The organism is Leifsonia williamsii (assembly GCF_030433685.1).
Lineage (GTDB): Bacteria > Actinomycetota > Actinomycetes > Actinomycetales > Microbacteriaceae > Leifsonia > Leifsonia williamsii.
On sequence record NZ_JAROCF010000001.1, the window covers coordinates 200,221 to 225,475 of the forward strand.

At 72.3% G+C, this 25,255-nt stretch carries 24 protein-coding genes; 13 read left to right on the plus strand and 11 right to left on the minus strand.

The window, feature by feature from the left end:
- Positions 1–44: 44 nt before the first annotated feature.
- Positions 45–1,100, minus strand: a complete 1,056-nt coding sequence (locus P5G50_RS00875) for a LacI family DNA-binding transcriptional regulator (protein WP_301209803.1) — start codon at positions 1,098–1,100, stop codon at positions 45–47.
- 337 nt (positions 1,101–1,437) lie between these two features.
- Between P5G50_RS00875 and P5G50_RS00880 the strand changes: the two genes are divergently transcribed.
- Genes P5G50_RS00880 through P5G50_RS00900 form a run of 5 tightly spaced genes read left to right on the plus strand, consistent with a single transcriptional unit; the run spans position 1,438 to position 7,620 of the window.
- Positions 1,438–2,691 (plus strand): sugar ABC transporter substrate-binding protein, encoded by a 1,254-nt coding sequence (locus P5G50_RS00880; protein WP_301209804.1) that lies wholly within the window; start codon positions 1,438–1,440, stop codon positions 2,689–2,691.
- Between the two features lie 15 nt (positions 2,692–2,706).
- Entirely contained in the window at positions 2,707–3,879 is a 1,173-nt protein-coding gene (locus P5G50_RS00885) for a carbohydrate ABC transporter permease (RefSeq protein ID WP_301209805.1), read from the plus strand.
- Positions 3,876–4,790, plus strand: a complete 915-nt coding sequence (locus P5G50_RS00890; RefSeq protein WP_301209806.1) for a carbohydrate ABC transporter permease — start codon at positions 3,876–3,878, stop codon at positions 4,788–4,790. The genes P5G50_RS00885 and P5G50_RS00890 overlap by 4 nt, the downstream gene beginning before the upstream one ends.
- Positions 4,787–5,626: a Type 1 glutamine amidotransferase-like domain-containing protein gene (locus tag P5G50_RS00895; RefSeq protein WP_301209807.1), complete on the plus strand. Its 840-nt coding sequence runs from the start codon at positions 4,787–4,789 to the stop codon at positions 5,624–5,626. The genes P5G50_RS00890 and P5G50_RS00895 overlap by 4 nt, the downstream gene beginning before the upstream one ends.
- Positions 5,623–7,620 (plus strand): glycogen debranching N-terminal domain-containing protein, encoded by a 1,998-nt coding sequence (locus P5G50_RS00900; RefSeq protein WP_301209808.1) that lies wholly within the window; start codon positions 5,623–5,625, stop codon positions 7,618–7,620. Before P5G50_RS00895 ends, P5G50_RS00900 begins: the two co-directional genes overlap by 4 nt.
- Positions 7,621–7,983: 363 nt before the next feature.
- Here P5G50_RS00900 and P5G50_RS00905 read toward each other — a convergent pair whose 3' ends face one another.
- Entirely contained in the window at positions 7,984–9,057 is a 1,074-nt protein-coding gene (locus P5G50_RS00905; RefSeq protein ID WP_301209809.1) for an NAD(P)-binding domain-containing protein, read from the minus strand.
- 138 nt (positions 9,058–9,195) lie between these two features.
- Between P5G50_RS00905 and P5G50_RS00910 the strand changes: the two genes are divergently transcribed.
- Positions 9,196–9,417, plus strand: coding sequence for a DUF3073 domain-containing protein (locus tag P5G50_RS00910; RefSeq protein ID WP_301209810.1), 222 nt, complete (start codon positions 9,196–9,198; stop codon positions 9,415–9,417).
- A gap of 221 nt (positions 9,418–9,638) precedes the next feature.
- Here P5G50_RS00910 and P5G50_RS00915 read toward each other — a convergent pair whose 3' ends face one another.
- The 6 genes from P5G50_RS00915 to P5G50_RS00940 form a co-directional block, all read right to left on the minus strand.
- Entirely contained in the window at positions 9,639–10,988 is a 1,350-nt protein-coding gene (locus P5G50_RS00915; RefSeq protein WP_301209811.1) for a Calx-beta domain-containing protein, read from the minus strand.
- Between the two features lie 178 nt (positions 10,989–11,166).
- Positions 11,167–12,288: a phosphoribosylformylglycinamidine cyclo-ligase gene (purM, locus tag P5G50_RS00920; protein ID WP_301209812.1), complete on the minus strand. Its 1,122-nt coding sequence runs from the start codon at positions 12,286–12,288 to the stop codon at positions 11,167–11,169.
- A 46-nt stretch (positions 12,289–12,334) separates the two neighbouring features.
- Complete coding sequence (locus tag P5G50_RS00925) at positions 12,335–13,192, minus strand: carbonic anhydrase (RefSeq protein ID WP_301209813.1); 858 nt, start codon at positions 13,190–13,192, stop codon at positions 12,335–12,337.
- Positions 13,193–13,240: 48 nt separating this feature from the next.
- Positions 13,241–14,812, minus strand: a complete 1,572-nt coding sequence (gene purF, locus P5G50_RS00930; protein WP_301209814.1) for an amidophosphoribosyltransferase — start codon at positions 14,810–14,812, stop codon at positions 13,241–13,243.
- A gap of 32 nt (positions 14,813–14,844) precedes the next feature.
- Positions 14,845–15,186: a hypothetical protein gene (locus tag P5G50_RS00935; protein ID WP_301209815.1), complete on the minus strand. Its 342-nt coding sequence runs from the start codon at positions 15,184–15,186 to the stop codon at positions 14,845–14,847.
- Between the two features lie 39 nt (positions 15,187–15,225).
- Complete coding sequence (locus P5G50_RS00940) at positions 15,226–15,582, minus strand: sterol carrier family protein (protein WP_301209816.1); 357 nt, start codon at positions 15,580–15,582, stop codon at positions 15,226–15,228.
- A 41-nt stretch (positions 15,583–15,623) separates the two neighbouring features.
- Here P5G50_RS00940 and purD point away from each other — a divergent pair, with 41 nt between their 5' ends.
- The gene (purD, locus tag P5G50_RS00945; protein ID WP_301209817.1) at positions 15,624–16,880 is read left to right on the plus strand and encodes a phosphoribosylamine--glycine ligase; all 1,257 of its coding nucleotides are present in this window, start codon (positions 15,624–15,626) and stop codon (positions 16,878–16,880) included.
- Between the two features lie 92 nt (positions 16,881–16,972).
- Here purD and P5G50_RS00950 read toward each other — a convergent pair whose 3' ends face one another.
- A complete protein-coding gene (locus tag P5G50_RS00950) occupies positions 16,973–18,217 on the minus strand; it encodes an FAD-binding protein (protein ID WP_301209818.1) in 1,245 nt (414 codons plus the stop codon).
- Between the two features lie 184 nt (positions 18,218–18,401).
- On the opposite strand from P5G50_RS00950, the gene P5G50_RS00955 reads away from it, so the two are divergent.
- From P5G50_RS00955 to P5G50_RS00975, 5 genes are read left to right on the plus strand one after another with little or no spacing between them, the layout of a single operon-like run.
- Complete coding sequence (locus P5G50_RS00955; protein ID WP_301209819.1) at positions 18,402–18,929, plus strand: DUF6325 family protein; 528 nt, start codon at positions 18,402–18,404, stop codon at positions 18,927–18,929.
- Positions 18,930–18,962: 33 nt separating this feature from the next.
- Positions 18,963–19,334 carry an SHOCT domain-containing protein gene (locus tag P5G50_RS00960; protein WP_301209820.1) on the plus strand — a complete coding sequence of 124 codons (372 nt, stop codon included), beginning with the start codon at positions 18,963–18,965 and terminating at the stop codon, positions 19,332–19,334.
- A gap of 56 nt (positions 19,335–19,390) precedes the next feature.
- The gene (locus P5G50_RS00965) at positions 19,391–20,290 is read left to right on the plus strand and encodes a phosphoribosylaminoimidazolesuccinocarboxamide synthase (protein ID WP_301209821.1); all 900 of its coding nucleotides are present in this window, start codon (positions 19,391–19,393) and stop codon (positions 20,288–20,290) included.
- Positions 20,291–20,329: 39 nt separating this feature from the next.
- A complete protein-coding gene (locus tag P5G50_RS00970; RefSeq protein WP_301209822.1) occupies positions 20,330–21,037 on the plus strand; it encodes an RraA family protein in 708 nt (235 codons plus the stop codon).
- Positions 21,038–21,074: 37 nt separating this feature from the next.
- A complete protein-coding gene (locus tag P5G50_RS00975) occupies positions 21,075–21,971 on the plus strand; it encodes a VOC family protein (RefSeq protein ID WP_301209823.1) in 897 nt (298 codons plus the stop codon).
- Between the two features lie 81 nt (positions 21,972–22,052).
- Here P5G50_RS00975 and P5G50_RS00980 read toward each other — a convergent pair whose 3' ends face one another.
- Entirely contained in the window at positions 22,053–22,871 is an 819-nt protein-coding gene (locus P5G50_RS00980; RefSeq protein WP_301209824.1) for a CE1 family esterase, read from the minus strand.
- Positions 22,872–22,937: 66 nt separating this feature from the next.
- On the opposite strand from P5G50_RS00980, the gene P5G50_RS00985 reads away from it, so the two are divergent.
- Positions 22,938–23,471, plus strand: a complete 534-nt coding sequence (locus P5G50_RS00985; RefSeq protein ID WP_301209825.1) for a TetR/AcrR family transcriptional regulator — start codon at positions 22,938–22,940, stop codon at positions 23,469–23,471.
- Between the two features lie 70 nt (positions 23,472–23,541).
- On the opposite strand, the gene P5G50_RS00990 is transcribed toward P5G50_RS00985, so the two are convergent.
- Positions 23,542–25,248, minus strand: a complete 1,707-nt coding sequence (locus P5G50_RS00990) for a DHA2 family efflux MFS transporter permease subunit (RefSeq protein WP_301209826.1) — start codon at positions 25,246–25,248, stop codon at positions 23,542–23,544.
- Between the last annotated feature and the right edge of the window lie 7 nt (positions 25,249–25,255).

The window sequence follows — 25,255 nt, forward strand, 5'->3', positions numbered from 1 at the left end:
GTCGGCGGCGCGCGTTTCGCCGGTGTTTCGCGCCCGCCCGGACGTCAGTTCGGGGAGACGAGGGCGTCGCCGGAGCGGACGACCAGCCGCGGCGCGATCAGGCGGTGGCGGGGGTCCTCGACCGGGGCGTCGGTGTCGACGCGACCGCCGTGCGCTCCGGTCAGCAGCTCGAGCACGCCCGCCGCCACCTCGTCCAGCGGCTGCTCGACGCTCGAGAACCCGAGCGAAGCCGCGATCGGGGTGTTGTCGTAGCCGACGATCGGGATGCTGCGGCCGACGACCGTGAGCGCGCCGAGCGCGAGGGAGTCGGAGGCGCAGACCAGGGCGTCCAGACCGCCTCCAGCAGCCGCCGCCTCCAGCAGCCGCCGCATCGCCTCCGCGCCGGACGGCACCATGTCCTCGGAGGCGGCCTCGAGCGACGCGAGCCCGGCCTCTGGAACGGTCCCGGCCTCCCGCATGGCCTCGAGCCAGCCGAGCCGGCGGTCGTCGCCGGTGCCAGAGCCCGCGGGCCAGCCCAGGTAGCCGACGCGGCGCGCCCCGAGCCCGAGCACGTGCCGGGTCGCGTCGCGCAGGCCGGAGCGGCCGTCCACATCCACCCAGAGGTGCTGCGGGTCGGTCATGTCGTCGATGCCCCACGGGCGGCCGAAGGTCACGAAGGAGCGGCCGTGGTCGATCAGCCACTGCGTGCGCGGGTCGCCCACGAACGTGGAGGTGAGCACGAAGCCGTCGACATCGGCCGCGTCCGACAGCCGGCGGAACTGCTCGATCTCGTCGTCGGGGTCGTCGGCGGTGAAGAGGAGCACGCGCAGTCCCTGCCGGTCCGCCCGCTCGGTGAGGGCGTGGAGGAACCGGTCGAGGATGCTGCCCGAGATGCCGTCCTGCGTGGTCGGGTCGAGCCGGATGCCGATGGTCGAGCTCTTCTGCGTGCGCAGGCGGCGTGCGGAGGCGTGCGGCCGGTAGCCGAGCACGCGGATCGCGTCCTCGACGCGCTCGCGAGTGGCGGGGCGGACGAGCTCCGGCGCGTTGAGGACGTTGGAGACGGTCTGGCGCGAGACGCCGGCGATGTCGGCGACATCGCTCACCGTGGGCTGCGCTCCCATGCGGCCTCCTCCCGTCTTCACTCTGTTGAGACCCTAGCGGTCGGGTTGACACCCTCGGAACACGATGGTTATGGTGTGACCACTCCCGTTTGATCGTTCAAAGTGCAGGCTAGCACTGCATGATTTGATCGATCAAACACCGTCACGGGAGACCAGTCAGGGCCAGAGGAGGTCGGATGCGCGCAGCGAAGCGAGGCGTCCCCGCACCCCTCTCCGCACTCGTCCCGCGTCTGTCCACAGCCGCCGCACTCCGGCCGGTTCTCCACGACTTCGCCCCCAGAGCCCGCGCGCGCTCGTAGCGCCGGGCACACTCACACCAAGGAGAAGGAACACCACCATGCACCGTCACATCCCCCGCTGGCTCGCAGGCGGCGCCGTCGCCGCTGCGGCCGCGCTCGCCCTCACCGCGTGCGGCTCCGGCTTCAACGGCGGCAGCAGCAGCGACGACTCGGGCAAGCTCACGTCGTCCGACAAGGCGCTGACCGTCATGATCGGCTCGTCCGGCGACGCCGAGACCGCCGCGGTCAAGAAGGCCGTCGGCGACTGGTCCAGCGACTCCGGCACCAAGGCCAGCGTCGTCGCGGCCACCGACCTCAACCAGCAGCTCTCGCAGGGCTTCGCGGCGAAGAAGCCGGCCGACGTCTTCTACCTGTCGACCGACGCGCTCGCGGGCTACGCCTCCAACGGCTCGCTCCTCGCCTACGGCGACCAGCTCAGCAACAAAGACGACTTCTACCCCAGCCTCGTCAAGTCCTTCACCTACGACGGCAAGTTCTACTGCGCCCCGAAGGACTTCTCGACCCTCCAGCTCGTGGTCAACACCGACCTGTGGAGCGCGGCCGGCCTGACCGACACCGACTACCCGAAGACCTGGGACGACCTCCAGGCCGTCGCCAAGAAGCTCACCACCGGCAACCAGGTCGGCCTCGGCATCTCGGGCGAGTACGCCCGCGTCGGCGCCTTCATGGTCCAGGCCGGCGGCAACCTGATGAACGATGACAGCACGAAGGCCACCGCCGACAGCGACGCCAACGTGAAGGCGCTCGACTACGTGCAGCAGATGCTCAAGGGCGGCGAGCTGAAGTTCGCCAAGGATCTCGGCGCCGGCTGGGGCGGCGAGGCGTTCGGCAAGGGCTCGGCCGCGATGACCATCGAGGGCAACTGGATCACCGGCGGCCTCAAGGCCGACTTCCCGAACGTGAAGTACAAGATCGTCGAGCTCCCGAAGGGCCCGGCCGGCCAGGGCACGCTGCAGTTCACCAACTGCTGGGGCATCGCCGCCGACAGCCCCAACCAGGCCGCAGCGCTCAAGCTCGTCGAGAAGCTGACCAGCAAGAGCGACCAGCTCGCCTTCTCCGAGGCCTTCGGCCCGATGCCGTCGATCAAGTCGGCCGCCGACGAGTGGAAGTCCGCCAACCCCGAGCTGGTGCCGTTCCTCGATGCCGCCGACTACGCCAAGGGCGTCCCGACCGCCAAGGGCTCCGCCGACGTGGTGACCGACCTCAACAGCAAGCTGGAGTCGCTGGCCACCGGCGACCCGAAGTCGATCCTCGAGGCCACCCAGAAGAACCTCGAAACCCTGGTCAAGTAAGGGACAGTCAGCATCATGTCTAACGCCACGAGTCGGTCTCGCCGTTCCGGAATCCGGCGCGGCGAGGCCGGTTCGGGGTGGTTGTTCACCGCCCCGGTCATCCTGCTGCTCGGCGTCTTCCTCGTCGTCCCCGTCCTGATGGCGCTCTGGGTCAGCTTCTCCGACTGGGGCGGGCGCGGCAGCCCCTTCTCCTCCGACGTGAACTTCGTCGGGCTCGACAACTACCGGCAGCTCCTCGCCGGCGGCGGCCTGGCCGAGCAGGACTTCGGCATGTCGCTCAAGAACAACGCCTGGTACGTCATCCTCGTGGTGCCGATCCAGACGGCGGTGGCGCTGTTCCTCGCCGTGCTGGTCAACCGGGCCGTCCTGCGCGGTCGCGGCTTCTTCCGCACCGCCTTCTACTTCCCCTCGGTGACCAGCTCCGTCGCGATCACCGTGCTCTTCCTCTTCCTGTTCTCCACCTCGGGAGCGGTCAACAAGGCGCTGTCGTGGCTGGGCATCCACGGGCCGAACTGGCTGAACGACCCCCGTGGAATCATCCACAACCTGCTCGGCGTCTTCGGCGTCACGCAGGGGCCGCAGGCCCTCACCGGCAACGACATGCTCGGCATCTCTTGGTGGGACTGGCTGGGCGGGCCCTCGGTCGCCATGTCGGTGTACATCATCATGGCGATATTCACGACCAGCGGCACCTTCATGCTCCTGTTCATCGCCGCCCTCCAGAACCTCGGCGGCGACGTGACGGAGGCGGCCATGATGGACGGCGCGAACGGCTGGCAGCGGTTCTGGCGCATCACGCTCCCCCAGCTCCGGCCGACCCTGTTCACCGTGCTGACGCTCGGCCTCATCGGCTGCTGGCAGGTGTTCGACCAGATCTACACCGGCGGCCGCGGCGCCCCCGGCAAGACGACGCTGACGCCGGCCTACCTCTCCTACAAGACCTCGTTCGTCGACCAGGAGTGGGGTCAGGGCGCCGCGATCGCCTTCATCCTGTTCGTCATCATCGTGCTGTTCACCCTGTTCCAGCGCTGGGTGCTGGCGGAGCGCGCGGTCTCCAAGCGCCGGCTGCGGCTGTACCAGCCGGCCATCTCGGCCGCTACCGCAGCGGCGAACGCCGGCGGATCCACCGCGGGCGGCTCGGCGCCGGCCGGCGGCGACGACGCCCGCACGAAGGGAGCCCGGCGATGACCACCGCGACACAGTCCATCCCCGCAGACGCCACAGCGTCGCCCATCACGCCGCACCGGGCGCCCGGCCCGCGCCGCCGCTCCACCGGGACGGTGGTGGCCACCTCGATCACGTACGCGATCCTCGTCGTGCTCGCGGTGATCTACATCATGCCGTTCCTCATCCAGCTGGCGACGTCGTTCAAGACCGACGCCGACGCCTCGGCGAACCCGATCTCCCTCATCCCCGAGACGTTCACCAACGCCGCGTACACGCGGCTGTTCGTGAACTCCGACTTCCCGGTGTGGTTCGGCAACTCCGTCATCGTGACGGTGTTCGTGACGCTGGGCCGCGTGTTCTTCGACTCGCTCGCGGGTTACGCACTCGCCCGGCTGCACTTCCGGGGCCGCGGCGTGATCTTCGCCGCGCTCGTCGCTGTGATGTCCGTGCCGGCGGTCGTGCTGCTGATCCCGAAGTTCCTCGTCATCAACCAGCTCGGCATCTACGACTCCTACACCGGCATGATCCTGCCGCTGCTGACGGATGCCGCCGGCGTCTTCATCATGAAGGGCTTCTTCGAGTCCATCCCCACGAGCGTGGAGGAGCAGGCCAGGATCGACGGCGCCGGCACGTTCCGCGTGTTCTGGTCCATCGTGCTGCCGATGGCGCGGCCGGCCCTCGTGACCATCATCATCCTGTCGTTCCAGGGATCGTGGAACGAGCTGGCGCACTTCATCGTCTCCACGCAGGATCCGGGCCTCACCACCCTGACCAAGGGCGTGGCCGGCCTCGCCAGCGGTCAGCTCAGCCAGGGCAGTCAGTACCCGCTCAAGCTCGCCGCGGCGGCGATCATGACCATCCCGGTGGCCGTGATGTTCTTCATCTTCCAGCGCCGCATCATGAACTCGAGCGAGGGAGCGGTGAAGGAGTGACGGCCGAACGACCCACCATCCTCGCCACCTGCGGCGGGCTCGACGGCGGCACGTGGACGGACTCCGTCTACGGGCCCCTCCTGCTGCACGCGATCGAGCTCGCCCGGGTGAAGGGGCGGCGGCCCCGCGTCGCTCATCTCAACACCGCGGGCGGCGACCAGCGGCACGTCGAGGGCGCAGAGCTCGAGGCCGCGCGGGCGGCCGACGTCGATGCGAGCCACATCCGCTTCTTCCCGCACCCGAACATCCCGGACCTGCGCGCGCACCTGCTGGCTCAGGACGTCGTCTGGGTCAGCGGCGGCAGCGTCGTGAACCTGCTCGCCGTCTGGCGCGCTCACGGGCTCGACGCGCTGCTGCGCGAGGCCTGGCAGGCGGGCGTCGTGCTCGCCGGCGGGTCGGCGGGGGCGCTCTGCTGGCACGAGGGAGGCACGACCTCCTCGTACGGCCCCGCCGTCTCCGCCGTCCGCGACGGCCTCGGATTCGTCCCCGGCTCGCTCGCCGTGCACTGGGACTCCCAACCGGCGCGACGACCGGCGCACCTCGCAGCGGTGAGCACCGGCGGCCTGCCCGGCGGGTACGCCCTCGAAGAGGGCACGGGCCTGGTGTACCAGGATGCCCGCGTCGTCGACATCGTCACGGAGCGCCCCGGCGCCGCCGTCTGGCGCGTCGAGCGATCCGGCGCCGAGGCGGTGGAGTCGCGGCTCGAGCCGCGGCTGCTGCCCGGCGCCTCCGGCTCCGCCCCGGGCACCTCCGGCGTCGGCCCCGCCGGCTCCGGCCTCCCGACTCCCCCTCTCCCATCCGCACCACTCGACCAGGAAGCACCCGCCGCACGATGACCCAGCCGCTCCAACCGCTCCTCCACGACAGCGTCGTGGTCCTGACCGCGCCCAGCCAGGCCTGGTCGAGGCCCGACGGCACGGTGGACGGCGCGGGCATCCAGGGCTTCTACCACTCCGATCTGCGCGTGCTCGGCCGCATCGGGCTGTCGCTCGATGGCTCGGCGCTGGAGCACATCGCCACGGCATCTCCCGACGCCGCGACCGCCGTCTTCACGTCGCTCGCCCGCGGCATCGACGACGAGACGGCCGACCCGCGCGTGCGCCTCGACCGCACGCGCGAGGTCCGCGCCGGCGTGCTGCGCGAGACGATCGTGCTCCGCAACGCCCTCCGCACCCCGGTCACCTCGACCGTGGAGGTGGAGGTCGCCGCCGACTTCACCGCCATGCAGCGCATCAAGGCGGGCCTCACCGGCGCGGAGCATCCCGTCGAGACAGTGGCGGAGGAGGGCGGCGTCGTGTTCCGCTCCGGCCGCGTCTCCGCGCGGGTCAGCGCCGAGGGTGCCCAGATCGACGCGACCGACGGTTCGGTTCGGCTCCGCTGGCCCGTGGAGGTCGCGGGAGGCACTGAGGTCGTCGTCGCCTGGCAGGTGGAGGTCGACGACCCGACCGCCGTCGTGGCGGGGGCCGCCCCCTCCGACGAGTGGGCCGCCTTCCGCGCCAGCACGGGCGACTCGCGGCTCGCAGCATGGCTGGAGCAGGCGGTCACCGACCTCCAGGCGCTCCGCATGTCGACGACGGATCGCCCGGGCGACGTCTTCCTCGCCGCGGGAGCGCCGTGGTTCTTCACGCTGTTCGGTCGCGACTCGATCTGGGCGGCGCGGATGCTGCTTCCGCTCGGGACCGAGCTCGCCGCCTCCACCCTCCGCGTGCTCGCGCAGCTGCAGGGCACCGCCGAGGTCGCCGAGACCGCCGAGCAGCCCGGCAAGATCATGCACGAGCTGCGGCCATCGGTGCTGGAGATACCCGGCGAGGGCGTCGTCCTCCCTCCCCTGTACTACGGCACGGTCGACGCGACGGCGCTCTGGGCGATGCTGCTGCACGACGCCTGGCGCTGGGGCATGCCCGCCGCCGAGGTGGAGGCGCTGCTCCCGCACCTGGAGGCGGCACTCGCCTGGATGCGCGACTACGGCGACAGCGACGGCGACGGGTTCCTCGAGTACGTCGACACCACCGGCCACGGGCTTGCGAATCAGGGCTGGAAGGACTCGGGCGACTCCATCCAGTGGAACGACGGCTCCCTGGCCGACGGCCCCATCGCGCTGTGCGAGGTGCAGGGCTACGCGTACGAGGCCGCGATGGGCGGCGCGGCGCTGCTGGAGGCGTTCGGTCGTCCCGGCGCCGACGAATGGCGCGCCTGGGCGGAGGCGTTGAAGGCGCGGTTCGCCGAGTCGTTCTGGATCGACGATCCGGCCGGCGCCTACCCCGCGGTGGCGCTCGACGCGGCGAAGCGGCCCGTGGACTCGGTGACCAGCAACATGGGCCACCTCCTCGGCACCGGCATCCTCACGCCCGAGCAGTCGGCGCTCATCGCCGACCGGCTGGTGTCGCCGGAGCTCGCGTCCGGCTACGGCCTGCGCACCATGTCGAGCGCGGCCGGCGGCTTCTGGCCGCTGAGCTACCACGGCGGCAGCGTGTGGGCGCACGACACCGCGATCGCGATCGCCGGCCTCGCCCGTGAAGGCCACACGGAGCAGGCGGCCTCGCTCGCCGACGGACTCCTGGCAGCGGCGGAGGGCTTCGGCTACCGCATGCCGGAGCTGCACTCGGGCGACAGCGCCGCCGACACGCGCGCGCCCATCCCCTACCCCGCCGCGTGCCGCCCGCAGGCGTGGTCGGCAGCGGCCGCCGTCGCGGTGCTGACGGCGCGCCTCGGCCTGCGCGCCGACGCCCCGGGCGGCCGCTTCGACATCGCCCCCGACCCGGCCGCAGGCGCGATCCGCGTCTCCGGCCTGCGCTTCGCGGGCGAGCCCCGCGACGTCGACGTTCCGTAACGGTCGCCCCAGAGACCCCGTCGCCCCCTGCGCACGGCGGAGGCCGCGCCGCCCACCCGAGCGGCGCGGCCTCGTCTCGCCCCGTCCCGACGGCGACCCGCGAGTACGCGCAAAGTCCGCGTACTCGACGGGTCGGGCGCGAGTTCGCGCGTACTCGACGCGTGCCCCGACGGCCACCGACTCCCGAGTGCGCGGAAAGTGCGAGTACTCGGCGGGTTCCGGGCGAATTCGCGCGTACTCGCGTCGCCCGGTGGCCACTGGCTGCCGCCGCGGGAGTGCGCTGACTCGGCTGGGTCGGCGCGAAATCGCGCGCACGCGCGAGCGATCGAGTGGCGCGCGGCGTACGCCGCGGGGCGAGTGGCGCTACAGCTGCGCCATGATCTGGCGGGCGATCACGCGGCCGGCCCGGTTCGCCCCGATCGTGCTCGCCTGCGGGCCATAGCCGGCGAGGAATATGCGCGGGTCCTGCCAGGAGGCTCCCGAGCCGACGGTGAGGCCGCCCTCCTTCTCGCGCAGCTTGAGGGGTGCGAGATGGCGCAGTTCCTGCCGGAAGCCCGTCGCCCAGATGATCGCGTCGGCCAGGGTGAACGAGCCGTCCGGCCAGCGCACGCCGTCGGGCTCGATGCGCGTGAACATCGGCCGCTCCACGAGCAGCCCGCGCTCGACCCCGGCGGCGATGCGCCGGGTGCGCGGCACGCCGGTGCCGGAGACGATGCTCGGCAGGGCCTTCCCCGCGCGGGCGGCGGCGTCCTGCATCGCGACGGCCGCCACGCCGCCTTCGATGGTCAGCTCCGACTCGTCGCGGAAGTCCACCGGGCGTCGCGTCGCCCACGTCAGGGACGACGCCACCCCCTCCAGCTCCAGCAGGAACCCGATGGCGCTCGTGCCACCGCCGACGACGACGACCGACTGGCCAGCGAACTCTTCGGCCGAGCGGTAGGTGGACGTGTGCACATGCCGGCCGCGGAATTCGTTCATCCCCGGGTACCAGGGCACGAAGGGTGCACCCCACGTCCCGGTCGCGTTCACGACCACCCGGGTGACCGTCTCGCCCTCGCTGTGCCGGACGACCAGGTCCGCGCCCTCGTTGAAGACGCTGTCCACGGTCACCGGGCGGTGCACGTCGAGGCCGAAGTGCTCCTCATAGCGGCGGTAGTAGCCCGCCACGATGTCCCGCGCGGGGAGGGAGCGGTCGGCGGTCGAGAAGCTGAGCCCGAGCTCCGCCATCCCCGGCAGATCGTTGACGTGGTGGGCGCTGCCGAGCTTCAGGGCGTCCCACCGATGCTGCCAGGCGCCGCCGGTCGAGGGACCCCGGTCATAGACGATGAAGTCGACCCCGGGAGCCAGCTCGAACCGGCGCAGATAGTAGGCCACGGCGAGGCCCGCCTGCCCCGCGCCGATGATCACCACCTGGGTCTGGATCCTGGTCGTGGTCACGCGCTCATCCCACCATTCCTCGCTGTGCGCCGACTCCAGGCCCACTAGGGCCTGCATGCTAAACTCGATGCTAGTTTTCTTGTTTCTGTTCGATTCCCGGGAGCCACTCGCCCGGGCGGGACCAAAAGGGGGTCACGCATGGGGCGCGGCCGTCAGAAGGCAAAGCACACCAAGATCGCTCGCCAGTTGAAGTCCTTCAGCCCGGACGTCAACTACGACGCTCTCGAGCGTGAGTTGACCGGACATTCTCACCACGAGGATCATCAGTACGACGATTGGGCGGACAAGTACGAGCCCGAGGGCTACGACCCCGAAGACGACTACGAGGACACGGAGACCGAGACGCCCAAGCGCGCCTGAGGTCTGGTGCGCGCCTGAGGTCCGGGTGGGCGCGGCTGTCGCGGCAGGCGCAGCGGTGCAGATCGGCGCCCTCCTGACGCGCGTGGCGCAGGTCGTTCGCGACGAGCTCGCGGGCAAGGCACCCTGGCCCTGACCGCGCGTCGAGCGTCGCTTCACGGCCGCCCGGCCCCTCGACGCCACGCGGGCGCCGCCAGCACCCCACGGCGACACCGGCATCGCCATCAGGCGCGGGCGTCCCGCATCCCGACGCCCCGGACGACGCTCACGACCCCGAGAACGCCGGCACCCGTGAGCGCGGCCGCGACGATCATCAGCAGCAGGTCCTGACCGGCGGGCGTCTCGCCCACGGCGGTCGGGTCGGCGGCGGGCAGTGCGGACGACGGGCCGTCGACGGTCTGCTCGGAGACGGTCGCTGACACGCTCGAGCCGGCAGCGCCTCCCGTCCCCACCGCAGCGGGGGCGGGCGGCGCGGCCACGGCAGGTAGCCGCACGGTCGCCGAGGCCGTGGTGACGGCGGTGGAGGCGCGCTGCAGCAGCACGAAGAAGGTGCCCGCCGGTGACCCCGCCGGCCGGGCCAGCAACGGGACGCGCACGGTCGCCGAGCGCACGCCGTCGTGGAGGGTCACTCGCGTCGCCGTGGCCGTGTAGTCGACGCCGGCCCGCGCAGTGCCGTCGGCCGTCGCGAGGTCGACCGACGCCTCCCCCGCGGCCGTGGAGCGGGAGACCGTCACCACTGCGGAGGCGCTGCCCGCGACAACGCTGTTGACGGCCACGATGAGAGGGCCGCTCGGCGCGGACGCCAGCACCTCGCCGGAGGCGGTCGAGTGGAGGATGCCCGAGCCCTCCTCCGGCACGAAGCGTGCGGTGACAGTGTGGCGGCCGGCAGCGGTGACGGTGAGGTCCGCGCGCGCGAGGCCGCCGACGACCGGTGCGCTGACCGGGGCGGCGCCCGCCACCGAGAACTGGACGCTTCCTCCCGCGGGAGCGGCCAGCAGCAGCCGCGAGACGGCGGCGGTGGCGGTGAACGCGGATCCCGCCTCCACGCCGTCGGGCAGCGCGAGCGTCACGGTGGTCGCCGCGGTGCAGGCGGGAGCGGAGTCGTCGAGCGCGGCGACCGCTCCGCCGAGTCGCCACTGCAGCGACGGCTCAGCGCGCGCGTCGAGCGAGAGGAGCGCGACGCCGTGGTGCTCGCCCGGCTGGAACGTGGTCGGCTGGCCGCGGTCGGCGGCGCCTGCGGAGATGTCGTTCGCCCCGCCTCCCGCCGGAACGGTGACGGCGGCGGAGGCGGTCGACCGGTAGCCGAGCACGATCGTGCGCGAGACCACGTCGCCGAGCGGGGCATCCTGGACGCAGTCGACCAGCGGGGTCAGCCCCGAGGCGTCGGCGCTCGGGGAGGGAGTCGCAGATGGCGTGGATGGAGCGCCGGGAGCGGCGGCAAGCGGGCTCGCCGCGGAGGCGCCTCCGCTCTGCTCACCACCGCTCGCGAGCGCCGGCCCAGCGGTCAGGAGCAGGGTCACCGCCGCGAGGCTCACGCCGCACGCCAGGCGCAGGCGGAGGGACGAGCGGCTCACGCCGCCACTCTAGCGAGGTCGGGGCCTCGTCCGCTCCGACCAGAACGGGGCACGAGCCGGAACGTCCGCCGAGGGGCGTCGTTCTGCCGCGATTCCACGCGAATACCGGCACCACGACGCCCCTCGTCCGTCCGTTGTGGGCTCAGCGCGCGGGCGGCCGAAGCCGGGCGCGGCCGGGTTACTCCGCGTACGCCCCCACGAGCCGGACCGCGCCGCCGTCCACGCCCTTCGCGCCCTGCTCGAAGCCGGTGAGGTCGCGCGCCGACATCGACACCGTGCCGACGGGCCAGGTGGGGATGCCGTCGGCGGTGATCGCCGCGGCCACGGCGTCCGCCGCCTCCGGGGCGACGACGGCGAACATCCCGATGCCGAGGTTCCAGGTGCCCTCGGCGGACTCCAGGGTGCTGCCGGCGAGGTCGCTGAGGACGCGGAAGACCGGGGTCGGCGACCAGGTGCCGCGGTCGACCTCCACCCACGAGCCGACGGGGAGCACGCGCGCGAGGTTCGCCGCGATGCCGCCGCCGGTGACGTGGCTGAGCGAGTGGATCGCGTCGCCGAGGGCGGCGTCCTGCAACACGCGCAGCAGCGGGGCGGTGTAGAGCCGGGTCGGTTCCAGCAGCGCCTCGCCGACGACGCCGCCGAACTCGTCCAGACGGTCGGTGAAGGCGATGCCGCGCTGGGCGAGGATGTGGCGGACGAGCGAGAACCCGTTCGAGTGGATGCCCGAGGAGGCGAGCGCCAGCACCACGTCGCCGTCGCGCACGCGCTCTGCGCCGAGCAGCCGGTCGGCCTCCACAGCACCGACGGCGGCGCCGGCCACGTCGTAGTCGTCCGGCCCGAGGAGGCCGGGGTGCTCGGCCGTCTCGCCGCCGACGAGCGCCGTGCCCGTCTCCTCGCAGGCGCGGGCGATCCCCGCGACGATGGCGGCGATGCGCTCCGGCACGACCTTGCCGCAGGCGATGTAGTCGGTCATGAACAGCGGACGCGCGCCCACGACGACGATGTCGTCGACGACCATGCCGACGAGGTCCTGGCCGATCGTGTCGTGCTTGTCGAGCGCCTGCGCGATCGCGACCTTCGTGCCGACGCCGTCGGTGGAGGTGGCGAGCAGCGGGCGGCGGAAGTCCTTGAGGAACGACACGTCGAACAGCCCGGCGAACCCGCCGACGCCGCCGAACACCTCGGGGCCCTGCGTGCGGGCGACCGCAGCCTTCATCAGCTCGACGGCGCGATCCCCCGCGGCCGTGTCGACGCCGGCGGCGGCGTAGGAGGCGGACGAGGATGCGCTGCTGTCGGTCACCGGACAATCGTACCGGGGCGGGTCGGGGTGGGGCGGCGAGGCGGCGTCAGGCCGCAGGCACTCGCGTCACCTCGCGGCCGTGCAGCGGCTGCACCGGCCGGTGGTTGCCGGCATACGCTTCCGTCAGGGCGCGCAGCTGCGCCGTCGAGAGGGTGACGCCCGAGAGGTAGACGTTCCAGCGGACACCCTCCGTGCACGGCGGGGTCGTCAGCGAACCCTCGTACTGTGCGCTCGCCGACCCCGCCGGCAGCAGGGCCGCCGCGTCGATGGCGTGGGTCAGCTCCGCCTCCTTGCCCGACGTCGGGATGGCACCGAGCAGTTCGTCCAGTGCCGGGTTGTCGGCACCCGGGTCGAGCAGGACCGCCAGCACCACGACCTCGCCCTGCTTGGATTTGTGGACGAGGTGGAGTTCCGCGGTCGCGTGCTTGCCGTCGACGGTGTGCTCGCTGGTGGCGTGGAAGTGGAACTGCTGGAGGAAGTACCGGGTGCCGTCGAGCTCGATGGCGTCGGCGGTGAGGTCGGCCGGGACGGCCTCCACCGTGTGTCCGGTGTTCTCCACCGTGAACGAGGTGGGGTGGTAGTCGATGCGCACGGCCTGCGTGGCCGAGCCGCTCTTCAACGTGCCCGTGACGATGTCGATGGGCGACTCGTGGGAGGCGCTGGTGTTGCGGCACGTCTTCGCGACCGCATCCCAGTGGGCCGGCCCGGTCGCGCCGTTGTACGACCAGTCGCTCGCCGACGGCACGGGCGTCGCCGTGGCGGCCGTGCCGGGCCCAGCGCAGCCTGACAGTACCAGCACCGCGGCGCCAACGAGACCCGGCGCCACCGCGAGCAGCCGCCGCCGCGGATGCCGCCGCCCGAGAGAACGTGAAAGAGGGACGACGGAACCGCGGATGACGCTCATGACATCAAAAGTATCAGATGCCAGTTACGTCGCCGCGGGAGTCGAGTGCTACTCCTGCCGCCCCGGGTCGCCGTACGAGACGAGGCGCTCGTACTCGGCGTCGGGGCCCGGCTCGCAGCCGTCCGAGGTCGCGTCCGAGCCGTCGTCGGTCGCGGCGACGGCGGGGCGCTCCAGGAGGTTCTTGCCGAGGTGGTGGGCGTCCGGCAGCTCGATCGGGTACTTGCCCGTGAAGCACGCCGTGCAGAGGCGCTCGCGCGGCTGCTCGGTGGCGCCGATCATCCCGTCTTCGGAGAGGTAGCCGAGGCTGTCGGCGCCGATCGACTGGCGCACCTCCTCCACGCCCAGGCCGGTGGCGATGAGCTCGGCACGGGAGGCGAAGTCGATGCCGTAGAAGCACGGCCAGGTGATGGGCGGGCTGGAGATGCGGACGTGCACCTCGGCCGCCCCGGCCTCCCGGAGCATCGAGACGAGCGCGCGCTGCGTGTTGCCGCGGACGATGGAGTCGTCGACCACCACGAGGCGCTTGCCCTTGATGACCTCCTTGAGCGGGTTCAGCTTGAGCTTGATGCCGCGCTGGCGGATGGTCTGCGACGGCTGGATGAAGGTGCGGCCCACGTACGAGTTCTTGACCAGGCCCTGCCCGAACGGGATGCCGGAGGCCTGCGCGTAGCCGATGGCCGCCGGGGTGCCCGACTCGGGCGTCGGGATGACGAGGTCGGCCTCCACCTCGTGCTCGCGCGCCAGCTGGCGGCCCATCTCGACGCGGGCCTCGTAGACGCCGCGACCCGCGATGGTGGTGTCGGGGCGGGCGAGGTAGACGTACTCGAAGACGCAGCCGGCGCGCTTCTCGGTGGCGAAGCGGCTGCTGCGGAGGCCGTTCTCGTCGATGACGATCAGCTCGCCCGGCTCCACCTCGCGCACGAAGCTCGCGCCGACGATGTCGAGCGCCGCGGTCTCGGAGGCGACGACCCAGCCGCGCTCCAGGCGGCCGAGCACCAGCGGGCGCACGCCCTGCGGGTCGCGGGCCGCGTAGAGGGTGTGCTCGTCCATGAAGACCAGGCAGAAGGCGCCGCGCAGTCGCGGGAGCACCTCCAGCGCCGTCGCCTCCAGGGTGTGGTCGAGGTCGCCGGTCAGCAGCGCGGTGACGACGGCGGTGTCGGTCGTGTTGCCGCGGGTGAGCTCGCCGTCGAGCTCGGGGTAGCGCTCGTGCACCAGGTCCATGAGCTCGGCGGTGTTGGTCAGGTTGCCGTTGTGGCCGAGCGCGACCGTGCCGCTGGAGGTGCGGCCCAGCGTGGGCTGCGCGTTCTGCCAGCTGGAGGCCCCGGTCGTCGAGTACCGCGTGTGCCCGACGGCGATGTGGCCGGGGAGGGAGTTGAGCGCGTTCTCGTTGAACACCTGCGAGACCAGGCCCATGTCTTTGTAGATCAGGATCTTGGAGCCGTCGCTGGTCGCGATGCCCGCCGACTCCTGGCCGCGGTGCTGGAGCGCGTAGAGGCCGAAGTAGCTGAGCTTGGCGACCTCCTCGCCGGGGGCCCAGACGCCGAAGACGCCGCAGGCGTCCTGGGGTCCCTTCTCGCCGGGCAGCAGATCGTGACTGAGAAGACCGTCGCCACCGGCCACGGGGAACCCCTTTCTCGAGGTTTGGGGGATGTTCAGCTCTCGACGGGCGGGTCGCCCGGCTTCGGCTCTTCGGGGACGTGCACGTCGATTCTATCCGCGCGCACGTCGCGCGCCCTCCTCGCCGTCATCCGGTCGAGGATGAGCGCCAGCACGGCGCCGAGGGTGATGCCGACGACGACGCAGATCGCCAGCAGGAAGCCGAAGACCGCGCCGCGGTCGTATGTCGGGTTCTCCGGGAAGGCGAAGGTGAGGATGAGCGCGACGATCGCGAACAGGATCGCGCCGGTGAGCATGAACCGGAAGTAGCGCGGCGACCGGCGCACGCGCACCTGCGCCTCGGTGACGGTGGCGCCTTCTTCCGGGTCGTTGCTCATGCACCCATTCTCCCAGACGGAGGCTGGGACGACGCCGCGTCAGAAACGCAGCGGGAGGAGGCCCTCCAGCGAGGCGCGCTGCCCGGAGGCGTGCACGGCGCCCGACGCCACCCCGTCGTCCCAGCTCAGGTCGCCCGCGGCGAGCGCCAGCCAGGTCGCCGGGTCGGTCTCGATGACGTTCGGCGGGGTGCCGCGGGTGTGCCGGGGACCGGGGATGCACTGGACGGCGCCGAACGGCGGGACCCGCACCTCCACGGTGTTGCCGGGGGCGCGCTCGGCGAGGAGCTGCAGCAGGTAGCGGACGGCGGTGGCGGTCGTGTCGCGCGGGGCATCTCCGGCACGGGCCGCCCTGACGGCGGCGCCGCCCTCGGCGTCGGGGATCTTCGCTCGGGCCATGCGGCCATCTTCCCACCGGCCCGACCTCTAGCATGGTTCGCGTGAAGATCCTCGTCCTCGGTTCCGGTGCCCGCGAGCACGCCATCATCACCGCACTCCTGGCGGAGGAGGCCGGGCACGAGATCGTCGCCGCGCCCGGCAACGCCGGCATCGCGGCCGACGTCGCGGTCGAGACGGGGCTCGACCCGCTCGACGGCCCCGCGGTCGCCGAGTACGCCATCGAGCACGACATCGAGCTCGTGGTGATCGGGCCGGAGGCTCCACTCGTCGCCGGCGTGGCCGACCCGCTGCGCACCCGCGGCATCCCGGTTTTCGGGCCGGGGAAGACCGCGGCGCAGCTCGAGGGCTCGAAGGCGTTCGCAAAGCGGATCATGGAGGCCGCCGGCGTCCCGACCGGGCGTGCGGTCCGCGCCGCGACGGTCGCCGAGGCGGAGCGCGCGCTCGACGAACTGGGCGCCCCCTATGTCGTCAAGGCCGACGGGCTCGCGGCCGGCAAGGGCGTGCTGGTCACCTCCGACCGCGCCGCCGCGCTCGACCACGCCACGCAGTACCTCCGCCACGGCAGCGTGCTCGTCGAGGAGTTCCTCGACGGGCAGGAGGTGTCGCTCTTCCTCGTCAGCGACGGCCACGACGTCCTCCCGCTGAGCCCGGCGCAGGACTACAAGCGCCTGCTCGACGGCGACGCCGGGCCGAACACCGGCGGAATGGGCGCCTACTCGCCGCTGCCCTGGCTCCCCGACTCCTTCGTCGACGAGGTGATCGACACCATCGCGCTGCCCACGGTTCGGCAGCTCGCGAAGGAGCAGACGCCCTTCATCGGCCTGCTCTACTGCGGCCTGATCGTGACGGACCGCGGAATCCGCGTGATCGAGTTCAACGCGCGCTTCGGCGACCCGGAGACGCAGGTCGTGCTCCCGCGACTGGTCACGCCGCTGTCGTCGCTGCTGCTCGCCGCCGCGACCGGGGCGCTCGCCGGCATGCCGCGGCCCGAGTTCGCGCTCGACACGGCGGTGACCGTCGTGCTGGCGAGCGAGGGCTACCCGGAGGCGCCGCAGACCGGGCGGCCGATCAGCGGGCTGGCGGAGGCCGCGGCGGTGCCCGAGGTCACGATCGCGCACGCCGCGACGACGGTCGACCCGGCCACCGGCGGGCTCGTCGCTACTGGCGGCCGCGTGCTGTCGGTGGTCGCGCGGGGGACGACATTCGCGGAGGCGCGCTCGCGCGCCTACGAGGCGGTCTCGCGCATCGACCTGCCGGGCGCGCAGTACCGCACCGACATCGCGGCGCGCGTCTCGTAGCCTCCCGCCCCTCCCCAACCGGCGAGTACGCGGACTCTCTGCGTACTCGGCGGTTATTGCTGGAATTCGTGCGTACTCGGCTGTTGGGCGGGTCAGCCGAGGAGGCGGGTGAGGAAGGCGTTGCGGAAGCGGCGCTCGGGGTCGAAGCGCTCCGTCAGGGCGCGGAAGTCGCCGAGGCGCGGGTAAAGCGTCGGGACGACGCCGTCGCGGTCCAGGTAGAGCTTGCCCCAGTGCGGGCGGGCGCCGAGCGGGAGCAGCGCCTGCTCGAGGGCCGGGAGCACCGCCTCCACACCCTCCTGATCGCGCAGCCAGGTGAAGTGCAGGCCGACGACGTCGGTCTCGTACGCGCTCGACATCCACAGCGCGTCGGCGGCGGCGGTGCGGATCTCGCTCACCTGCAGCACCGGCGCGATCAGCGGGCCGAGGGCGCGGACCGCCTCGATCGCCTCCACCGCCCGCGGCCGCGGCACGAGGTACTCGGACTGGATCTCCGCGCCGTTCGACGGGGTGAACTCGAACCGGAAGTGGGCGAGGCGCTCACTCCACGGGCCGGGGACGCCGAGCTGCTGGGTGGTGTTGCGCACGTCCATGGCCGGGATCATGTGCCGGGCCTCGGTGAGCGCAGGAGCGCCGAAGAAGTCGTCGCCGACGGTCGCCTCCACGCCGTCGAGCTCTTTGATCCAGGCGAGGTCGAGCGCGGGCTCGTCCCAGGTGGTGAAGAGCGAGACGCTGTACGCGGCCGAGGTGATCTCGTCGAAGCGGCCGGTCACGGCCTCCCACGGCACGCCGCCGAACAACCGCTGGCGGGCGTCGAAGGTGGGGCGGATGTCGAGGGTCACCTCGGTCACGACGCCCAGCGCGCCGAGCGAGACGACGGCGCCGTCGAAGCCTTCGTCGCCGCGGCGCAGCTCGACCGTCTCTCCGGAGGCGGTGAGGATGCGCAGGCCGGCGACGGCCGTCGCCAGGTTGCCGTTGCGGTCGCCCGACCCGTGCGTGGCGGTCGCGATCGCGCCGGCGACGGAGATGTGCGGGAGGGAGGCGAGGTTGTGCAGCGCCCATCCGGCCTCCTGCAGCTCGCGAGCGAGGTCGCCGTAGCGCACGCCGCCGCCCACCGCGACCGTGCGCGCCTCCTCGTCGATGCGGATGCCGGCCGGGAGGCCCGCGGTGCTGACGAGGAGCTCGTCGTCGTCCGCGAGGTCGTTGAAGGAGTGCCTGCTGCCCAGGGCGCGCACCGACCGGGCGGAGGTCACGAGGTCGCGCAGCTCGTCGATGGTCCCGGGCCGCGCGATGCGCTGCGCGCGGTACTCGTAGTTGCCTGCCCAGTTCAGCTCGCCCACGCGGACCTCCTCGCGACCGGCGTCCGTCGCCGGATCGTCCGTTCAGTCTAGGGAGGCGGCGGGCCGGGCACGGCCTTCCTCACACCGCCGAACAGCACTCTTGCCGCGCCGCGAACGCCACGCGTATCGTCAGCGCCGAGCGGGGCCGGGCCGTGCGCGCCAGGCCCGTGGAGGGAGGGCCGTCATGGCCGGATTCGAGTACGGGCCCGCGGAGTTCATCGTGGCGCAGTTCGACAGCGATCGGCCGTCGGAGGGCGTGGTCGAGGCGATCCTCGACCTGGTCGAGAGCGGCACCGTGCGGCTGCTCGACCTGCTGTTCGTCTCCCGCCGCGAGGACGGCACGATCGAGATCCTCGAGCTGGAGGAGATCGGCGACGAGATCGGCATGGCCGACGTCGAGCTCGACGCGAGCGGGCTCGCCGGCGACGAGGACGTGGAGGCGATCGCCGAGCTGATCGAGCCGGGGACGACCGGCGCGGTGCTGGTGATCGAGCACCTGTGGGCGAAGACGCTGGCGAGCCGGTTCTTCGAGTCGGGAGGCGAGGTCGTCCACATGGAGCGCATCCCGGCGCCGGTCGTGAACGCGGTCGTGGCGGGGACGTTCGACGAGTTGCTGGCCGACCAGCCCGGTGACGAGGCAGCAGGCGACGGACCCGCGTACGGCGAGGGCGAGCAGGCGGCCGAGCAGGAACGCACGACGGCCGCGAACTAGCGGACGCCGGTCGACAGGACACAAGGAGGAGACATGCCACTCGGACGAGGTGGACGGCCCGGCCTGATCGGGATGGCGGCCCGCACGGCCGTCGTCGCGGGCACGGCCACGGCGGTGTCGGGCAACGTGGCGCGGCGCCAGCAGCGCCGCGAGCAGGGCCGCTACGAGCAGGAGCAGTACGAGCAGCAGCAGGCCTATCAGCAGCAGCAGGCGATGGCGCAGCAGGCGGCGCAGGAGCAGGCGTACCAGCAGCAGGCGTACCAGCAGCCGCCGGCAGCGCCCGCTGGAGGTGGTGGCGGCGGCGGCGACATGATGGCGCAGCTGCAGCAGCTGGCGACCATGCACTCGCAGGGCATCCTGTCGGATGCGGAGTTCGCGACGGCGAAGGCGAAGCTGCTCGGCTGAGGCCGCCGCCGAGCCGCTCGCCGAGCCCGCCGGCGGCCAGCCCGTACGATGGTCGGGTGAGCGAACTGGCGGGCTGGAACCACACGTATTCGGGCAAGGTGCGCGACCTGTACGTGCCGGAGGGCGCGAGCGGGCTCGACGACGCCGACGCCGTGCTGGTCGTGGCGAGCGACCGCGTGAGCGCGTTCGACCACGTGCTCGAGCCGGGCATCCCCGGCAAGGGCGAGCTGCTGACGACGCTGAGCCTGTGGTGGTTCGACCGGATCGACGTGCCCAACCACCTCCTCCCCGACCACGCCCTCGCCGGCGACCGCGTGGTCGAGCGCATCCCGGCGGAGGTCTCCGGCCGCGCGATGCTCGTGAAGCCGCTCGACATGTTCCCGATCGAGTGCGTCGTGCGCGGCTACCTCACCGGCAGCGGCTGGGCGGAGTACCGGGAGGCGCAGAGCGTGTGCGGCATCCCGCTTCCGGCCGGTCTGGAGAACGGCGACCGCCTCCCGGAGCCGATCTACACCCCCGCGTGGAAGGCCCCGCTCGGGCAGCACGACGAGAACATCAGCTTCGAGCGCACGGTCGAGCTGGTCGGGGCCGACGTGGCCGAGGAGCTGCGGAGGCTGTCCCTCCACGTGTACGAGCGCGGCTCGGCCATCGCGGAGGCGCGGGGCGTGATCATCGCGGACACCAAGTTCGAGTTCGGCGCCGACCGGTCGACGGGCGAGATCACGCTGGCGGACGAGGTGCTGACCAGCGACTCCAGCCGGTACTGGGACGCCGAGGCGTACGCCGCCGGCACCACGCCCGAGGCGCGCATGGCGAGCTTCGACAAGCAGATCGTGCGGGACTGGCTGGCGGCCAACTGGGACAAGACGGGCACGCCGCCCGCGCTGCCCGCCGACATCGTGGAGCGGACCGCGGCGCGCTACCGGGAGCTGCTGGAGCGCCTCTCCCGCCCCTGACCCTCTTGCGCAGGCGACCGCTGCGGTAGCGTCGGGCGGGTGAGCGTGGGCGAGGAGCAGACGGTGCAGACGGAGCTGCCGGCGACGGCGGCGGTGGCGGACGCGGCGGTGCGGCTGGGAATCGCGGTCGGGACAGCGCCTGTGGGGCTCGTGCCGCTCCTTCCCGGGCGGCCGTTCCAGGGGCCGGCGGCGCCGGTGACGCACCTGGGCAGCGTGGACGTGCTGCTCGAGACCATCGACGACGCGTCTCCCGGAGCCGTGCTCGTCATCGACAACGGCGGCCGCGACGACGAGGCGTGCGTCGGCGACCTCATGCTGCTGGAGGCGGCGGAGGCCGGGATGACCGGCGTCGTCGTCTGGGGCCGGCACCGCGACACCGCGCAGCTGCGCGAGATCGGCCTGCCCGTGTTCAGCCGCGGCGCGCACCCGTACGGTCCGCGGCGCGTGCCGCCGGCGGGCAGGGCGATGCGGAGTGCGTTCCTCGACGGCGTGCCCGTGACTCCTGCGGACTGGATCCTCGCCGACGACGACGGGGTGCTGGTCATCGGACCCGAGCGGCGGGCGGAGCTGTTCGAGACCGCCCTGCGCATCCAGCAGGTCGAGGGCGCCCAGTCGGAGCGGATGCGGGCCGGGGTCTCGCTGCGCGACCAGCTCGATTTCCGCCGCTACCGCGAGCAGCAGGCGGCCGACCCGACGCTCACCTTGCGGCGGTATCTGGCCGAGACCGGCGGAGCCATCGAGACATAGGGCGGAATTTCCGCTCTCACCGGGCGTTGAACCTTCTATGCCCGAGATACTCCCCGCCTCCTCCGCCATGGGTGCGGTCACCCTCCGCGTCGCCGACCTCGACGCGATGACCGCCTACTACCGCGACGCCGTCACCCTCACGGTGCTGGCCGCCGAGGGAGGGAGGGTCGTGCTGGGCCGCGACGGTGTGCCCTCGGTCATCCTCGAGCACGCTCCTGAGCTGCGCCATGCGGGCCCGCATGAGGCGGGGCTGTTCCATACGGCGATCCTGTTCGATACGCAGGAGGCCCTGGCCGCCGCGGTCTACTCGGTCGCCCGCCGCGCCCCCGGCACCTTCACCGGCAGCGCCGACCACCTGGTGAGCCAGGCCTTCTACTTCACCGACCCCGAGGGCAACGGCGTCGAGCTGTACTGGGACCGCGACCGCAGCCTGTGGAGCTGGACGCACGGCCAGGTCGAGATGGACACGCTCTACCTGGACCCCAACGCGTTCCTCCGCGAGCACCTCACCGATCGCGGGGCGGCGCTGGCCGAGGGCGACCGGGCCGCAGGCGCGGCGGACCCGGCGCTGGAGCTGGGTGGCGCGTCGGTCGGCCACGTGCACCTCTCGGTCGGCGACGTCGCCACGGCGCGCGCCTTCTACGTCGACCGGCTCGGCTTCGAGACGACCGCCGCGCTGGGGTCGTCGGCGCTGTTCGTCTCGGCCGGCGGCTACCACCACCACATGGCGATGAACACGTGGAACAGCCGGGGCGCCGGGCCGCGACGGCTCGCGCTCGGGCTCGGCGAGGTGGTCATCCACGTCCCGACCGCCGACGACCTGGGCGAGCTGACCGAGCGGATGCGGCACTACGGCGTGCAGGCGCGCGACGACGGCCGCTCGGTCGCCTTCGACGACCCGTGGGCGAACGCCGTGCGGGTCACCGCGGGGTGATCCCGGTGCACATGGGCCGCCGGGCCGGAGCTGCCGAGTCGTGAGCACATGTCACGACTCGGCGCGAAACGTGACATCACTTCACGACTCGACGGAGGCCGCGAGGCGGAGGTAGCTCTCGATCTCCTCGCCCAGATCGAGGTCGGCGTGTGACGGCCCGACGAACGGCGGGCGGGTGACGCGGTTCGGGATGACGTGTCCGGTGCCGTGCTGGGTCACGAGCCGGACGCCTGGCCACTCGACGCGGGTGATGCCGACGAAGGTCGCGGCGGCGCCATCCGGCTCGGCCCCGGCCACGGCCTCCACACCCTCCCCCGCATACGCCTGCGCCGTGGCGAGCGCGCTGCGCACGGTTCCCTTGGTGCGGCCCAGCAGGCGCGTCGCTCCGCCGTCGTACGGGACCACCGGGTCGGCGGTGCCGTGGACGATCAGCAGGGGGATGCGGTCGGGCGCGACGCCCGCGAGCGCGAAGTCCTCCTCCACCGGCAGCCCCGCCGCGACGATGACGGCGCCCGCGAGCAGCCCGGGCGCCTCCCGCACGATGCGATGGATCAGCTGGCCGCCGTTGGAGTACCCGATCGCGATGGCGGGGCGGCCGAACCGCTCGACGACGGCGCGGACGAAGCCGACGTCGTCGACATCGGCCCGCTGCGCTGCGGAGGTCGCGGTGAGGCGGCCGTCGTTCCAGGCGCGGCGGTAGCCGTCGAGGTAGACCAGGTCGGCGCCGGTCCGCTCGGCGAGGGCGTCCAGGGTGCGCCCGCTGAACCGGCGCATGGTCGCGCCCGTCTGCGTGGTGCCGTGGAGGGCGAGGAGGAGCGGTGCGCTCGCGTTCGATCGGACAGGGGCGACGTGGAGGTACGTACGGCGGCGACCGCCGATCAGAAGGGTCTCACGGGTCATGGTGCCGAGCGTAGCACAAACGGATTATCTATCCATTTCGATGATCCATCCGTTACAGTGGTCGCCATGACCACGCTCCGCCGGGACGCACTGCGCAACCGCGACCGCATCCTCGCCGCGGCGCGGGACATCGCCGCCTCGGGCGAGCCGCTGCAGCTCAACGCCGTCGCGCGCTCCGCCGAGGTGGGGGTGGGCACGGTCTACCGGCACTTCGGCACGCCGGAGGCCCTCGCCGAGGGTCTGGTGGAGTGGCGGTTCACCGAGCTCACCGACGCAGCGCGTGCCGCGGCGGACGAACCGGATGCGGCGCTCGCGCTCCGGGCCTTCCTCTCCGCCGCGCTCGAGGCCTACGCGGCGGACCCGTTGTTCGCGGACGCCACCGTCGCCTCCACGCCCTCACGACCGGAGACGGTCGCCCTGCGCCGCGAGCTGATCGGCGCACTCGCGGCGCTGGTCGATCGCGTGTCCGACCGGCTGCGGGCGGGACTCGACCCGGCCGACCTCATGATCCTGATGTGCGGGCTCGGTTACGCGGCGCGGCTCCGGCCCGAACGGGGACCGCAGTACCTCGAGGCGATGCTCGACGGCGTGCTGCGCTGACGACCGATCGGCCGCGGAGACGACGATGCCCTCCCGCTGCGGCAGCGGGAGGGCATCGCGTCGTTCGTCGTCAGTCCACGACGGGTGCGGCGTGGGCGCCGTGCGGAGGCTCCTCGCCGGCGCGCGCGTCCGTCAGCGGCGCGGCGTCGGCGGCGTGCGCGCCATGCGACACGGCGTCCGCGGGGACGGGAGCCGCGTGGGCGCCGTGCGGCGCGCCGACGAGCTCACCACCGGCCGGAGCGGCGGCACCGGCGGGAGCGGCGGCACCGGCAGGAGCGGCGGCACCGCCCTCACCGGCACCCGCGGCCCGCGGACCCCACGCCGGCGGCTTCGGCCGCGCCCAGAAGGCGACGATGACCGCGCCGACCAGCGCCACCGCGGCGGGCAGCAGCAGCGACTCCGCCATCGCCTGGGTGAAGCCGGCGTGCAGGAAGTCGGGCAGCTCGGCGCCGGCGTTGATCTCGCTCGGGGCGGCGCCTCCCGGCGTCCGCGGCAGGTCGAGCGCCAGCCGGCCCTCGATCAGGGCGGCGATGGAGGCGGAGCCCAGCACCGCGCCGATCTGGCGGGTGGTGTTGAAGACGCCGGAGCCCGCTCCCGCCTGGTTCATCGGCAGGTTGCGCGTCGCGGTCGTGGAGATCGGGCCCCAGACTCCCGACATCGCGATGCCCATGAGGGCGCTCGGGATGAGCAGCCACCAGATCGAGATGTCCGGCGACAGCATCCGCGAGTAGAGGAACAGCGCGATCGCGAACAGCAGGAGGCCCGGCGTCGCGATGTAGCGCGGATTCACCCGGTCGATGATCTTGCCGACGAACGGTGCGAGCACACCCGAGAAGATGGCGGTCGGCGCGAGCATCAGCGCCGACTGGGTCGGGGTCAGGCCGCGCACGGTCTGGAAGTAGAACACCAGCGGCAGCGACATGCAGGTGACGGCGAAGCCGACCATGGTGATGGCGCCGTTCGACAGCGAGAAGTTGCGGTCGCGGAACAGCGCGAGCGGCAGGAGCGGCTCCTTCTTGTTGACCGCCTGCCAGACGACGAAGGCGATCAGCACGACGATGCCGGCGACGATCATGGTCCAGACTCCGGCGTTCCAGTCGAAGGTGTTGCCCTCCTGGATGCCGAAGACGAGCAGGAACATGCCGGCCGCCGAGAGGATCACGCCGACGATGTCGAAGCTGTGCGAGTGCGTCGGCAGCTTCGGCACCAGGCGCATGGCGAGCACGAACGCGACGACGCCGACGGGCACGTTGATGAAGAAGATCCACTCCCAGCCGAGGCTGTCGACCAGGATGCCGCCGAGCAGCGGGCCGACGAGCGTGGCGACACCGGCGACGGCGCCCCAGAGACCCATGGCGGCGCCGCGGCGGTCCGGCGGGAAGATGCGGGTGATGACGGCCATGGTCTGCGGCGTCATCAGCGCGGCGCCGAGGCCCTGGACGACGCGGGCGGTGATCAGCATCCCGATTCCGCCTCCGGGCATCACGCCCGAGAACCCGCACCACGCGGAGGCGAGGGTGAAGATCACGAGGCCGATCAGGTAGATGTTCTTCGGGCCGAAGCGGTCGCCGAGGCGGCCGGTGATCAGCAGCGGCACGGCGTACGACAGGAGGTAGGCGCTGGTGACCCAGATCACCGCGTTGTAGTCGTTGCCGAGTTTCAGGCCCTCCATGATGGAGGGGTTCGCGACCGACACGATGGTCGTGTCGATCAGGATCATGAAGAAGCCGATGACCAGCGCCCAGAGGGCGGGCCAGGGCTTGAGCTCGCGTTCCATAGGTCTT

What these genes read in the sequence shown, in the direction of transcription:
- P5G50_RS00975 (WP_301209823.1), top strand. Translation starts at nt 21,075, where the DNA reads ATGCCCGAGATACTCCCCGCCTCCTCCGCCATGGGTGCGGTCACCCTC.
- P5G50_RS00960 (WP_301209820.1), top strand. Translation starts at nt 18,963, where the DNA reads ATGCCACTCGGACGAGGTGGACGGCCCGGCCTGATCGGGATGGCGGCC.
- P5G50_RS00985 (WP_301209825.1), top strand. Translation starts at nt 22,938, where the DNA reads ATGACCACGCTCCGCCGGGACGCACTGCGCAACCGCGACCGCATCCTC.
- P5G50_RS00990 (WP_301209826.1), bottom strand. Translation starts at nt 25,248, where the DNA reads ATGGAACGCGAGCTCAAGCCCTGGCCCGCCCTCTGGGCGCTGGTCATC.
- P5G50_RS00875 (WP_301209803.1), bottom strand. Translation starts at nt 1,100, where the DNA reads ATGGGAGCGCAGCCCACGGTGAGCGATGTCGCCGACATCGCCGGCGTC.
- P5G50_RS00890 (WP_301209806.1), top strand. Translation starts at nt 3,876, where the DNA reads ATGACCACCGCGACACAGTCCATCCCCGCAGACGCCACAGCGTCGCCC.
- P5G50_RS00910 (WP_301209810.1), top strand. Translation starts at nt 9,196, where the DNA reads ATGGGGCGCGGCCGTCAGAAGGCAAAGCACACCAAGATCGCTCGCCAG.
- P5G50_RS00885 (WP_301209805.1), top strand. Translation starts at nt 2,707, where the DNA reads ATGTCTAACGCCACGAGTCGGTCTCGCCGTTCCGGAATCCGGCGCGGC.
- P5G50_RS00955 (WP_301209819.1), top strand. Translation starts at nt 18,402, where the DNA reads ATGGCCGGATTCGAGTACGGGCCCGCGGAGTTCATCGTGGCGCAGTTC.
- P5G50_RS00940 (WP_301209816.1), bottom strand. Translation starts at nt 15,582, where the DNA reads ATGGCCCGAGCGAAGATCCCCGACGCCGAGGGCGGCGCCGCCGTCAGG.
- P5G50_RS00900 (WP_301209808.1), top strand. Translation starts at nt 5,623, where the DNA reads ATGACCCAGCCGCTCCAACCGCTCCTCCACGACAGCGTCGTGGTCCTG.
- P5G50_RS00935 (WP_301209815.1), bottom strand. Translation starts at nt 15,186, where the DNA reads ATGAGCAACGACCCGGAAGAAGGCGCCACCGTCACCGAGGCGCAGGTG.
- P5G50_RS00980 (WP_301209824.1), bottom strand. Translation starts at nt 22,871, where the DNA reads ATGACCCGTGAGACCCTTCTGATCGGCGGTCGCCGCCGTACGTACCTC.
- P5G50_RS00880 (WP_301209804.1), top strand. Translation starts at nt 1,438, where the DNA reads ATGCACCGTCACATCCCCCGCTGGCTCGCAGGCGGCGCCGTCGCCGCT.
- P5G50_RS00925 (WP_301209813.1), bottom strand. Translation starts at nt 13,192, where the DNA reads ATGAGCGTCATCCGCGGTTCCGTCGTCCCTCTTTCACGTTCTCTCGGG.